Source organism: Caulobacter sp. X, assembly GCF_002742635.1.
In the GTDB taxonomy this organism is placed as follows: Bacteria; Pseudomonadota; Alphaproteobacteria; order Caulobacterales; family Caulobacteraceae; genus Caulobacter.
This window is the reverse complement of the sequence record NZ_PEGF01000002.1, coordinates 1,942,437-1,954,118: the sequence shown is the minus strand read 5'-3', so window position 1 is coordinate 1,954,118 and position 11,682 is coordinate 1,942,437. Positions and strand designations below refer to the sequence as shown.

The 11,682-nt window shown below is 68.1% G+C and carries 14 protein-coding genes and 1 pseudogene; 6 read left to right on the top strand and 9 right to left on the bottom strand.

Features of this window, described 5'->3' with window-relative positions:
• Window positions 1-4: 4 nt before the first annotated feature.
• The 4 genes and pseudogenes from CSW60_RS21775 to CSW60_RS21760 all read right to left on the bottom strand — a co-directional run.
• Entirely contained in the window at window positions 5-898 is an 894-nt protein-coding gene (locus CSW60_RS21775) for a cation diffusion facilitator family transporter (RefSeq protein ID WP_062100016.1), read from the bottom strand.
• A 79-nt stretch (window positions 899-977) separates the two neighbouring features.
• Entirely contained in the window at window positions 978-1,454 is a 477-nt protein-coding gene (locus tag CSW60_RS21770; RefSeq protein ID WP_062100017.1) for an SRPBCC family protein, read from the bottom strand.
• A 71-nt stretch (window positions 1,455-1,525) separates the two neighbouring features.
• Window positions 1,526-1,870, bottom strand: a complete 345-nt coding sequence (locus tag CSW60_RS21765; protein ID WP_062100018.1) for a DUF190 domain-containing protein — start codon at window positions 1,868-1,870, stop codon at window positions 1,526-1,528.
• Between the two features lie 10 nt (window positions 1,871-1,880).
• Window positions 1,881-4,289, bottom strand: a pseudogene (locus CSW60_RS21760) (efflux RND transporter permease subunit); the annotation flags it as partial.
• On the opposite strand from CSW60_RS21760, the gene CSW60_RS21755 reads away from it, so the two are divergent.
• Both CSW60_RS21755 and CSW60_RS21750 read left to right on the top strand, forming a co-directional pair.
• Window positions 4,289-4,492 (top strand): hypothetical protein, encoded by a 204-nt coding sequence (locus CSW60_RS21755; RefSeq protein ID WP_201723111.1) that lies wholly within the window; start codon window positions 4,289-4,291, stop codon window positions 4,490-4,492. The pseudogene CSW60_RS21760 and the gene CSW60_RS21755 overlap by 1 nt on opposite strands.
• Window positions 4,493-4,494: 2 nt before the next feature.
• Window positions 4,495-5,295: a hypothetical protein gene (locus tag CSW60_RS21750; protein WP_062093592.1), complete on the top strand. Its 801-nt coding sequence runs from the start codon at window positions 4,495-4,497 to the stop codon at window positions 5,293-5,295.
• 138 nt (window positions 5,296-5,433) lie between these two features.
• Here the strand turns inward: CSW60_RS21750 and CSW60_RS21745 are convergent, their stop codons facing one another.
• The 4 genes from CSW60_RS21745 to CSW60_RS21735 all read right to left on the bottom strand — a co-directional run bounded on the left by CSW60_RS21745 (window position 5,434) and on the right by CSW60_RS21735 (window position 8,213).
• On the bottom strand, window positions 5,434-5,766 hold the full coding sequence (locus CSW60_RS21745; protein WP_096034751.1) for a DUF3768 domain-containing protein: 333 nt from the start codon (window positions 5,764-5,766) through the stop codon (window positions 5,434-5,436).
• 529 nt (window positions 5,767-6,295) lie between these two features.
• Window positions 6,296-6,607, bottom strand: coding sequence for a hypothetical protein (locus CSW60_RS23320; protein ID WP_125469919.1), 312 nt, complete (start codon window positions 6,605-6,607; stop codon window positions 6,296-6,298).
• Window positions 6,608-6,685: 78 nt separating this feature from the next.
• A complete protein-coding gene (locus CSW60_RS21740; protein WP_062094543.1) occupies window positions 6,686-7,804 on the bottom strand; it encodes a helix-turn-helix domain-containing protein in 1,119 nt (372 codons plus the stop codon).
• A gap of 34 nt (window positions 7,805-7,838) precedes the next feature.
• Window positions 7,839-8,213, bottom strand: a complete 375-nt coding sequence (locus CSW60_RS21735) for an MmcQ/YjbR family DNA-binding protein (protein ID WP_096033003.1) — start codon at window positions 8,211-8,213, stop codon at window positions 7,839-7,841.
• A gap of 390 nt (window positions 8,214-8,603) precedes the next feature.
• On the opposite strand from CSW60_RS21735, the gene CSW60_RS21730 reads away from it, so the two are divergent.
• The 4 genes from CSW60_RS21730 to CSW60_RS21715 all read left to right on the top strand — a co-directional run bounded on the left by CSW60_RS21730 (window position 8,604) and on the right by CSW60_RS21715 (window position 10,527).
• Window positions 8,604-8,924 (top strand): hypothetical protein, encoded by a 321-nt coding sequence (locus CSW60_RS21730; protein ID WP_062093957.1) that lies wholly within the window; start codon window positions 8,604-8,606, stop codon window positions 8,922-8,924.
• A gap of 182 nt (window positions 8,925-9,106) precedes the next feature.
• On the top strand, window positions 9,107-9,400 hold the full coding sequence (locus CSW60_RS21725) for a hypothetical protein (RefSeq protein ID WP_062093956.1): 294 nt from the start codon (window positions 9,107-9,109) through the stop codon (window positions 9,398-9,400).
• A gap of 240 nt (window positions 9,401-9,640) precedes the next feature.
• Window positions 9,641-9,844 carry a hypothetical protein gene (locus CSW60_RS21720; RefSeq protein ID WP_062093955.1) on the top strand — a complete coding sequence of 68 codons (204 nt, stop codon included), beginning with the start codon at window positions 9,641-9,643 and terminating at the stop codon, window positions 9,842-9,844.
• An 89-nt stretch (window positions 9,845-9,933) separates the two neighbouring features.
• On the top strand, window positions 9,934-10,527 hold the full coding sequence (locus CSW60_RS21715; RefSeq protein ID WP_062093954.1) for a hypothetical protein: 594 nt from the start codon (window positions 9,934-9,936) through the stop codon (window positions 10,525-10,527).
• On the opposite strand, the gene CSW60_RS21710 is transcribed toward CSW60_RS21715, so the two are convergent.
• Window positions 10,524-11,516 carry a glycosyl hydrolase gene (locus CSW60_RS21710; protein WP_231737306.1) on the bottom strand — a complete coding sequence of 331 codons (993 nt, stop codon included), beginning with the start codon at window positions 11,514-11,516 and terminating at the stop codon, window positions 10,524-10,526. The two genes, CSW60_RS21715 and CSW60_RS21710, sit on opposite strands and share 4 nt — an antisense overlap.
• Between the last annotated feature and the right edge of the window lie 166 nt (window positions 11,517-11,682).

Below are 11,682 nucleotides of genomic sequence, written 5' to 3'. Positions count from 1 at the left end.
CCGCTCAGGCGTGTCCGCCCGCCCCGTCCTGACAGTTGTGGGCCTCGGTCTGGATAGTCACGTGGTGCAGGTCGTAGTCGGCCTCCAGCCGCGTGGCCACGGCCTGGCGCACAGCCTCGCCGTCCGCGCCATCGGCCAGGACGATGTGGACGGTGCAAATGGCCTCGTCCGCCCCAGTGGTCCAGACGTGCAACTCATGGGCGCCGGCGACGCCGGGCGTCTGGGTGATGGCCTTGCGCACGGCCGCCAGGGTCAGCCCCGGCGGCGCGCCTTCCAGCAGGATTCGGGTGGTGTCCTTCAGCAGGATCCAGGTGCGCGGAAGCACCCATAGCCCGATGCCGATGGCCACGATCGGGTCGACGAACCGCCAGCCGGTCAGGCGGATGATGATGGCCCCGGCGATGACGCCGAGCGAGCCGAGCATATCGGCCCAGACCTCCAGATAGGCGCCTTTAACGTTGAGGCTCTTGTCCTTGTGGGAACTGAGCAGACGCATGGCGATCAGGTTGATGATCAGGCCCAGCACCGCCACGATCAGCATGCCGGTCGACTGGACGGGTTCGGGATCGACGATACGCTTGATCCCCTCGACCAGCACATAGAGGGCCACGGCGAACAGCAGGATGGCGTTGAAGGCCGCCGCCAGGATCTCGAAGCGCCGATAGCCGAAAGTGAAACTGTCGGTCGGCTTGCGCCGGCCCACCCGGATGGCCGCCAGGGCGATGGCCAGGGCGGCGGCGTCGGTGAACATGTGCGCGGCGTCCGACAACAGCGCCAGGCTGTTGAAGACCAGACCGGCGACCACCTCGGCCACCAGAAAGGTCGTGGTCAGGCCGAGCGCGATCCCGAGGGTCTTGGCGTTGGCGTTGCTGGCGCCGTGGTCGTGTCCTGCTCCCATGCGACGATCTCCGAAAGAGGGGTTTGGGCGATGGCCAGGCCCCGGGGGGCCAAAGCACCAGCGCCAGGATGGGACCGCCCTAGAGGCGGCTGCGAAGGCGCGCGCCGCCACGCGGCTTGGGCGCGCGGGCCACGCCCAGATGACGCTCCAGCGCCGTGGCGACCTCGCTGTAGGCCTGCCGCACCGAGGCTTCATAGCGGGCGCGCCCACCGTTCAGAGGGGCGGTCCAGTCGGCGACCTCGGCGACCTGGATCAGCCGCGCGCCCTTGGCCGTCGGCTCCAGGCGCAAGCGTTCATGGCTGTAGCCGGTCAGCCAACGCCCGAACCGGAAGCTGAGGCAGACCTCCGGCTCGAGGATGTCGATCAAGGCCGGCGTCTTGCGGCGCAGTGGATGGGCGCTGGCCACCAGGTGCTGGACGCGCGCGCCCGGCTCGGCCTTGCCGAGCACTCGGCGATGGGGATGCCAGTCGGACCAATGGTCGAAATCGACCAGGCTGGCCCAGACCCTGGCCACTGGGGCGCGGATGTCGGTTTCGACGCTGACGATGATGGTCATGGCCACCTCCGGCTCGAGACATGGAGTCCGGGCCGGCGCGTCAGGGAGACCCGACACGCCGGCCCGGCAAGTCAGACGTAGTGGACGCGATGGCCGCCGTAGCGGACCACCTCGACCTTCTCGAGGGTGACCAGACCGATCTCGTCACCCTGTTCGAGCATGGCGATGAAGGGGCGAAGCTTGGGCTCCTCGTCGACGATCTCGACCACGACCGGCAGGTTTCGCGCCAGATCGAAGCCGCGCTCGCCGTGCATGACGCTGGAGGCCCCAAAACCCCTCAGGCCGCGCAACACCGTGGCGCCGGCCAGGCCCGCGCCACGGGCCCGATCGACCAGCGCCTCGTAGTAGCGCCGGTCGCCGAGCATGGCGTTCTCATCGGTGTAGATCCGTAGCAGCAGGGCTTGCCCGACTTGCATGGCCACCTCCTCAAGCTTGGGATTGAACCGGAGCCGCCGCGGCCCCACGCACCGGAGCGCGCAGGACGAAGCGGCAGATGGCCGGCAGGACGAACAGGGTGAGCGCCGTGGCGGTGATCAGGCCGCCGATGACGACCGTGGCCAGCGGCCGCTGGACCTCCGCCCCGGTCCCGGTGGCCAGGGCCATGGGCACGAAGCCGAGCGAGGCGACCAGACCGGTCATCATCACCGGACGCAGCCGCTCCATGGCCCCGTCGATGATCGCCGCCTCCAACGCCAGGCCGGAGGCCAGGCGCTGGCGGATGGCGGTCATCATCACCAGGCCGTTGAGGACCGCCACGCCCGACAAGGCGATGAAGCCGACCGCCGCCGAGACCGAGAACGGAATGCCGCGCAGGGCCAGGGCGAACACCCCGCCGGCCAGGGCCAACGGAATGGCCGAAAACACCGCCGCAGCCGGCGCGACCCCGCCTAGGGCCATGAACAGCAGGCCGAAGATCAGCAGGAAGCAAAGCGGCACGACGAGCGCCAGGCGCGCCTGGGCGGCCTTGAGGTTCTCGAACTGCCCGCCCCAGACCAGCCAGGAGCCGGCCGGCGGCTTGACCTGCGCGCCGACCTTGTCCTGGGCCTGAGTAACGAAGGAGCCAAGATCGGCGCCCCGGACGTTGGCCTGGACAACCACCCGGCGCTTGCCGTTCTCGCGGCTGACCTGGTTGAGGCCTTCCGAATAGGAGAACTTGGCCACATCGCGCAGCGGGACCGCCGCGCGCGCGCCGACGCCGGCCGGCAGCATGACCGGCAGGGCGCCGACGGCATCCAAGTCGTTGCGGCTGGCGTCCGGCAGGCGGACCACCACGTCGAAGCGGCGATCGCCCTGGAAGACCAGGCCCGCTTCGCGACCGCCCATGGCCACGGCCAGGGTGTCGGCGACCTCCTCGACCGTCAGGCCATAGCGGCCGATAGCGTCGCGATCGAGCTGGACATCCAGGGTCGGGAAGCCCGAGGTCTGCTCGACCTTGACGTCCGCCGCCCCCTTCACCGATCGCAGGACCGTGGCGATCTCCTCGGCGGTCTTGGTCATGGCGTCCAGGTCATCGCCATAGACCTTGACGGCGACATCGCCGCGCACCCCGGCGATCAGTTCGTTGAACCGCATCTGGATCGGCTGGCTGAACTCGTAGGCGTTGCCTGTGAGCCCTTCGAGCTTCTTTTCGATGCGTTCGATCAGCTGCGCCTTGGTCTCGTTCTTGTTGGGCCAGTCCTTCTGCGGCTTGAGGATGACGAAGGCGTCGGCCGCGTTGGGCGGCATCGGGTCGCTGGCCACCTCGGCCGTGCCGGTCTTGGAATAGACGAAGGCCACTTCGGGGAAGGTGGCGACCACGCGCTCGATCCGCCGCTGCATGCGCAGCGACTGTTCCAGCGAGGTCGAGGGGATCCGCAGGGCCTGGACGGCGATGTCCTTCTCGTCCAACTGGGGCGTGAACTCCCGGCCCAGGAACGCGAAGGTCACCGCCGCGGCGGCGAAGATGCCGACCGAGGCCAGGATCACCGGCAGCGGCCGGGCCACGACCTTGCTCAGCAGCGGCGCGTAGCGGGCCTTGGTCCAGCGGACCGGCGCGACTTCCTTCTCGGCGACCTTGCCGCGGATGACGAGCGCGATCATGGCCGGGATGAAGGTCAGCGACAGCACGAAGGCCGCGGCCAGGGCCAGCATCACCGTGATGGCCATCGGCGAGAAGGTCTTGCCCTCGACGCCGGTGAAGGTCAGCAGCGGGGCGTAGACCAGGAGGATGATCGCCTGGCCGTAGACGGTGGGGGCGATCATTTCACGGGCCGCCTCGCGGGTCTCCGACAGCCGTTCGGTCAGGGTCAAAAGACGGCCTTCGTGGTGCTGGCGCTCGGCCAGACGCCGCAAGGCGTTCTCGACGATGATCACCGCGCCGTCGACGATCAGGCCAAAGTCCAGCGCGCCGAGACTCATCAGGTTGCCCGAGACGCCCAGCCGGTTCATGCCGATGGCGGTCATCAGCATGGAGAGCGGGATGACCAGGGCGGTGATCAGGGCGGCGCGGAAGTTGCCCAGGAGCAGGAAGAGCACGACGATGACCAGCATCGCGCCTTCGACCAGGTTCTTCTCGACGGTCTTGATGGTCGCCCCGACCAGCTTGGAGCGGTCGTAGACCACCTGGACCTTCACGCCTGGCGGCAGGCTCTTGGCGACCTCGGCCAGCTTTTCGGCCGAGGCGCCAGCGACGGTGCGGCTGTTTTCGCCTGTCAACATCAGCACCGTGCCGATCACCACCTCCTCGCCGTTCTCCGAGGCCGCGCCGGTGCGCAGGGCGCCGCCGACCTTGACCACGGCGACGTCGCGCACGCGCACCGAGACCCCCTCGCGGGCGGCCACGGTGGCGTTGGCGATTGGACGGCGGCCTGATCGTTTCGGAAGCCCGTCACCGGGCGCACGGCGGCCAGACCTCCAACCGCTACGATCTGACGCCGCTGGTCGCCCGTCTCGAAGCGGCGGCCAAGGCGCTGAAGGCCGCGGCCGATCAGGCCGAACGCGATCGTAGCCGGGCCGTGCGTAACAGCGCGCCCAAGAAGGCGACGTCGAAGGAAGCCTGAGCATGACCACGACCCTGACCCGCCGGACCGCCGCGCGCGAAGAAATCGCCCGCTCCATGGCCTCCCGCGCCCACGCCTTCGTGGTTCACTATGCCTGCGAGGGGTTCGAAAAGCCCGACCGTCGCGTCACCGCGATCGCCGCGCGCAACCTGGGCAGTGGGGCCACCCAGAGCTTCGAGATGAGCACCATGCTGCGTCGAGCGGGCGTGGAACCGGCCAAGGCCACCCCGCAGGAACTCGACCAGGCCGAGCGCGAGATGTTCAAGGCCTTCTACGCCTTCGTCAGCAGCCATTTGGCCGCGACGCACTGGCTGCACTGGAACATGCGCGACTCCACCTTTGGCTTCGCCGCGTTGGAAAACCGCTATCGCCAGCTCGGTGGCCGGCCGGTCAAGATCCCCGAGGCGCTTCGCGTCGACCTGGCCGCTCGGATGATCGATCTCTATGGCGACAACTACGCGGCGCGGGACAACCGCCTGCGGAGCCTGGCCGAGCGCAACCGGCTGGTCACCAAGCACCTGGTCGATGGCGCCGAACAGGCCGCGGCGCTGGAGCGCGGCGACTTCGAAGTGGTCGACCGCTCCCTGCACAATCGCGTCGACCTGATGTACGCGGTGGCGACCAAGGCCAACGAAGACACTCTGAAGACCGAGGCCTCGCTGGCCGACCGCATCGGCGCCGCTGGCGGCCTGGTGCAATGGCTGAAGAGCAACCCGGTGGTGCTGGTCTGCACGATCGCCGCGCCCGTCCTGACCGTGGTGACCGGCGGCTGGAAGGTGTGGACGATGCTCCACGGGGGCTAAGGCCCCGCCCGACCTGCGCGCCAATGACCCGACGCGCCGCCGCCCAAAGCGGCGGCGCGCGGCGCCAAGCGCTGCCGTAAGCCCCCTGCCCTAGTCACCCAAGACCGGGGCGGCCAGGCCGCCCCAGCCCCGGCCCCGTCAGTATTCCTCGGCCAGCATCAGGGTCAGGACCCGCTTGGTCACGGCCGGGTCGGCCGGATCGGGCGAGGCCATACAGAGGTCGAGGTCGTAGTAGTCGATCTTCCAGAACAGGCGCGCGCCCCCGACCTCGAAGGCGCCGAAGTCGCGCTCGCCGTGGGGGTCGTTGTCCTCGGAAAAGTCAGCGAAGGCGGTGACCCCGGCCAGGGCCTGGGCCAGCTTGGCCTCGGGCAGGGTTCGCACCCCAGGGGTCAGGGTCCAGCCCGCGCCGGGCTCGGCGCGGCAGGCGTCGTTCAGGGCCGCGATGGCGGCGGCGTGGTCTTCCTCGGTCATGAAAGCCTCCTTGGGCTGACGGGTTCGAGCGCAAAAGGCGCGCTCGAACCCGGCGCCCGTCGGCGAGACCGGGGGCAAACGGAGGGGCGGCTTCGCGGGGACCCGGCTGCAGGGCGCGCCTGTCCGGATGCCCGATCGCCGTCTCACGCCCGAAGCTGGGCGGAAGCCGATCCGAAGTGCGCTAGGGGCAGAGCCCCAGCACGCGGCCGGCCGCCAGGCCGGCGCCCTAGCAAAGATGAAGCCTGCAAGGAGCCCGCGTCCGGCGCGGGCGGGAAGCGGCGTCGAGCGGCCGGCGGCGGCGCCAGCCGCCCGAAGGGGCGCGCCCGAGGGAGCGGCGAAAGCCGCGGGACCGAGCGTGCCCGCCGGTCGCTCTCCGTAGAGGGGGAAGCCCGGCGCGAAAGCGCCGGGCGGAACCCTATCTGGCCCGTTCCCACGCCTGATCGAGCGAACGCCAACTCGGCGAACGGCGTTAACCAAGCTTGACAAGGGGCAAGTTATGTGATAGTATATAGGTACGGTTGGAATTCCTCTACCCGTTTTCAGCGCCCTTCAAACCGACGGCTGAGAAAGAAATCAAATGAACTGAAATCAATAAGGACAAAATAGATTGTATAATCCATTCATTCAACAAATTTTCCGCTCTCGACAAGCTCGCAACGGCGGGCTCGTCCGCCGCAATATCGGCTGGGTCAATTTCCACGCTTCTATGGCGCTGCTGGAGGCCGAGGTCCGTCGCCGAGGCTTCCACATGTTCGTTGTGGGCGACCAAGCGTTGATCCTCTGCAATAGCGGAGGCCTCGCCGTGGTCTGCTAAGGTACTGAAGGGCGTCTTGGGCTTCACTCCAAGACGCCCGTCGCCTAGCCGCCCAGCGCCCTGCCGAGGACAGCGCGCTCACGAGCACCAAGTCGAACCGCCCAGCTAGTCGACCTTCCACATCCGTGGATCCTCGACCCCGAATAAGCGCAGGAACGCAGCCCACAGGGGTTCGAGGCTGTCATTCGCCAGCGTGTCGTCCAGGACCTCGCCCAGATAGGCGATATTCTGGAAGGCGGGTCCGGCGGAGAAGTCGTAGCCACCGATCAACATGAAGTCGCGCACGCCCAACACCGTGGCCATGAGTGTCCAGGGGCCCTCGACCCCATGATTCCGGAGCCGCGTCAGGCCATGGCGCACGGTCCCGAACAGGGCCTCACGAAAGCGCTGAGGCCAGACGCGCCCCTGCCCCTCCCGCGTGGCGCCGATGACCGTCGCCACATCGATGTAGCCGCGACGATGGTTCACAGCCCAGCCGGTGGTCGCCTCCTCAGTGTGCCCGAGGGGAACGAAGGCGATCACCCCATCGAGCCCCACCGCCATGTCGTAACCCCGACCGTGCAGCGGCGGCAGCAGCGCATTTTCCGCCAGATCGCGGGGTTCGCGTAGGATCGACAGGGGCGCCAGGGTCAGGACCAAGGCCGGACCAGCCTCCAGCCGACAAGGCATGTTCTCGCCAGAGATCGCCTGAACCGCCGCTGTGTGCAGGTCGCGCAGCTTGCGGGGCGTCTGGTCCGAGGCCGCAAAGGCCAGACGCAGCTCACCGGTGTCCATCTCGTATTTCCCCCGGCTGTTTCGCGCGAAGAAGCGGCTCGTGCCCTTGAGGGTGACGCGATGCGGCGCCACCAGGCTCGCCCCGACCCGAGCGATCAGCGCCACGCGATCACCTTCCAACGGCGTTACGTGGAAGCGCACCCGTGGCACGCGCGGATCCATGCCATCGCGCACCAGGCTCTCCAGCCGCAGGATCTCGCCATCCAGACCCTCGGTCGGCAGGCCCACCAGTTCCGCGGCGACGCCTTCAACGTCACGCATGCCGTAGATCAGATCGCCGCCATCGGTATTGGCCAGGGCGGTGATGTCGGCCAGGAACTCCTTGGTGTCGGCGTCGCCCCGTCCAGGTAGCGTCAGCTTGTAGTCGAGCCGCCGACCTTCAGGTCGTCCAGCTTCGATCAGACGAGCCAGATCCGCCGCGTCGATGTCGTCCAGGGTCCGTTCGATCATGCCATCCCCCTGTGCTGCGTGACCTGCGCCGCGCCTATCCCCGCCCGGCCAGGACAACACCCTCTTCGCCGGTCCGCCGCCCCCGCCCCCGCCCAGCCTGGCGGTAGACCTCGCCGAACGCGGCGACCAGCATCTCGGCCATCAGGTCCTCGTCCACGCCCTGCAGCCGCACCAGGGTCACGCCGGTGTTGCGCCGCCGGCCTGGCTCGACGGTGACCGCGTCACTGCGACCCAGGACGCGGGCCTGGTCCTTGCGGCTGAGTTTGATCACCGCCCAGCCCGCCGCGGGCCATCCCAACGTCGCGAAAGCCTTGTCGCCGATCCGGAATTGAACCGCGTCGAGGATCGGACGGACCTGAACACCGGAGCCCAGGCGGCAGGCGAGATCGGAGAAGGCTTCAGGCGTCATAACCATCCTCGCACGGAGCGACGCCCTTCATGGCCATGAGTCGCGTCCTGGTCGCAAAGCTGACGGCGCTCTGCGTCAGAAACGGTCGCCAGGGTCGAGCGCCGTCGGCCCTGCGCGCGCGCGACAGCGAGCGCCCATGACAATGGAGACTGCAAGGAGACCGCGCAAAGCGCGGTCGGGAAGCGGCGCCGAGCCGCCGGCGGCCGGCCAAGGCCGGCCCGCAGGGGCGCGCCCGTAGGAGCCGCGAGCGGAGGCGGCGCCCGCCAGGGCGCGCGGCGGGACCGAGCGTGCCCGCCGGTGGCTCACCATCCAGGTCGCTGGTCCCGATTTCGGCAAACGCTGCCGTTGCGGAAACTTGGCCTTAAGCCGGAGCCACCTAGAGCCTCGCCGATGTCCAAGGATCTGGAGACCTTCATCCGGGCGGCCCACGCCGCGGGGGTCGGGCGGCGCCTCGCCGACCTGGCGCAGGAGGTCGACGCGGTCATCGCCAGCTATCCACGCTACGGCGGCGCCCGGTACCTAACTCGGCTGACAGAGCAACGCCGTCGCCTCGCTGAACCGGATCTGCCGCTGATCGCGCACCTGACCGCCGAACTCTGCGGCCAGGACGCGCGGGTCCTGGCCGCCCTGTTGCCGCTGGCCCATCGCCTGGCGCCCGGTCACGCCTGCCTGCGCCGGGTCATCGCCTTGGCCGGCGCCCCGCGACACTAGCCCCTACGCCCAACCTGGCCGGAAAACTGTGCGCGGCCTGTGGACGTCGTCGTCGGCTCGACTTGCGGACGATTGACGCGCCGCCCTGGCGAAACGAGAACATTTAAAGAACACACAACCCCATCGCTTGCCTCGGCGGATCGTCCTTCGCCGGGATCGAGCCCCTGCGTCCGGATCTCGCCATGCTGCAAGCCCAGCCCGCCTCGCCCAAGGCGCCCCGCATCCACCGCCAGGCCATCGAGAAGCTCACGCGCCGGACCTGCCAGGATGTCATCGACGGCAAGCTCGTCCGCCGCACCCTGCATTTCACCTTTCCCGGCGGCCGCAAGAACCGGCGCTCCAGCGTCAGCTTCATCGATCCCGAGCAGGTGCCGCCGTTCGAGGGCGATGAGGCCTGGTTCCTGATCGAGCTGGTGATCGCCAAGCCCTGGTCCTACTGGCGCGCGGTGCGTCAGGTCGAGCCACCCCAGGCTTGACCCCCGCGCCACCGACCACCGCAAGACCGAAGCGGCTCGACCTGGGAAGCTGAATGTAACGGTGGTCGAAACGCACAAGGTCGAGAGCGGGGACGAGGGACAATTCCGGCGCCACGAGACCGGCGTGCGCGATTCAAGAGAAATATCCGGAATCGGACGCAAGTTTTCCGTTTGACGCGCCCCCGGAACAGCCCGACAAAACCTTCGGTCTTTCGTTTCCTTAAATGAAAGGCTGTGTCGATGACCTCCCAACAATCCAAAGACGACAAACCGGCGCACGCCATCACTGTGCGCGCCTGGCCGCTCGAAGTCAGCGGTCAAGGCCTGGGCATTATTGGAGTTCTGGCGGTGATCGCGTTGGTCCTGTGGTTCTTCAAGCCCGATATCACGACGGCGCTTCAACACATCAAGGACAGGCCGGCTGCTGTGGAGACCCGGCCATGACCCTTGGCTCCGACTTACCGATCATGGGCGAACTTGGGGCGGTCGCTGCTCCATTGGCCGTCGCGCAACAGCCTGGCTAGGGTGCGGCCATGGACACCAAAACCATCATCGGCCTGATCCTGGGCTCATCGGTCATCGGCGGCGTCATCAGCGGCCTGATCGCCCAGGGCGCGCCGTGGTTGCGCGAGAAGATGGCCAACGACAAGACGGCGGCGTTCTCGGCGCTGCGCCTGGCGCTGCTGCTGGAGGAGTTCGCGGGCGACTGCGCGAGCGTCTATGGCGATCACGATACCCATCGCTCTTCGCGCGGTGGCGCGGGCGAGCTGGCGACACGGCTGCCGGCGCTCAAGGACTATCCCGACGATATCGCCTGGCAGGCGCTGGGCACGAAGCTGGCCACCAAGGTCCTGCATTTTCGCGTCGCCCGCTCGGACGCCGGCGCCGAGATCACCGCTGACGCCGAATTCGCCGACCAGTGGGACCATTCCCAGCTCATCGCCGAAACCGCCCTGAAGCTGGGCCTTCAGGCGCTAGGCGTCGCCCATACCCTTCGAACAGAACGGAAGTTGGACCCCGCCCACAGCTCGCCGGATCATTCGACGGAAGACTACCTGACCCGCTCACTGGCCGCCGTGGCGGACCGAAAAGCCAAGCTGGCGCTCCAGAGCCACGACGAGATCTAGACGCCGGACCTCAACTCGTCCTTCGTCAGATAGCGGTCCGACGCATAGAACGCCTTCAGCCGCTCCGGATCGTTCTGGCCAGGATCCATCAGCCAGCGCGTGTGCCAGGTCATGAACCAGAGCCAGTCGGCCTGCGGACCAAGAAGCGCCGGATCCGGGATCGGCCCGTTCTCGTGCAGGCAGATCGGGATAGTGTCGCCGACGATAGCCTTCATCGCTCCGAACATCGGCGCCAGCGCGCCGTGGTCGTCAGCGTAGATGTCGGCGCCGGCGATATCGACCTGGCCGCGCCCAGGATGCCAGGCTGGATCGACGTTCTGCCCGGCCCAGCCCGCCACCCAGATCAGGTTGTCGAGACCGCGGCGATGGGTGAACTCGTCGTACATCAGCGCCCAGAGCGCCTTGAACGCGGCCGGGCCGTGCTTGCCCCACCAGAACCAGTCGCCGCTGAACTCATGAAGCGGTCGCCACAGCACAGGCACCTTGTGATCGCGAAGCTCGGTCAGCAGATCACCGATTCGCGCAAGATCACGATGCAGAGCCAGGTTCTGGGCCGTGCCGGGCTGCAGGGCCGCGGTGAGGTCGAAGTCCTTCTTGGAATTCTCGTAGCCCGGACCGATGTCCGGCGCCCCCCAGTGCCAGCAGATCGTGACGATGCCGCCAGAACGGCTCCAGGCCGTGGCGCGATCATTGACCCCGGCGTTCAGGCGCGGCTCGATGTAGTCCAGGCCCAGTATCGCCGGCAACCGACCCGTTGCCTTCTCGATATAGTCCAACTCGACGTCGGGCCTCGCCACGCCCTCTTGCTGACCGGTCAGGGTCTTTCGGCCGTAGAACCGCCAGAGCAGAGTATAAAGCGCCCGAGCTTCGGCCGATGCGTTCGGATTGCTCAGCTGACGCGACGACGGCGTGGACCGCGCCATGCCCGGCGCCATCGCGAACGCCAGACCCGCCGTCATCGCCGCCCTTCGCGTGCTCTGCCCGCTCATCGCCACCCTCTCACACGACGTCGATCGCGACGCCCCGCCGATTTCCGCCGATCGCCAGTCTCTCTACGCCCCGACCGCGCCGCCTCTTGTTCCATGCGCCCAGCTGGCGCGTCCATGCGTCATGTCCCGCCGAAAGCCCAAGCTGAACCGTAGCGCCGTGGGCGAC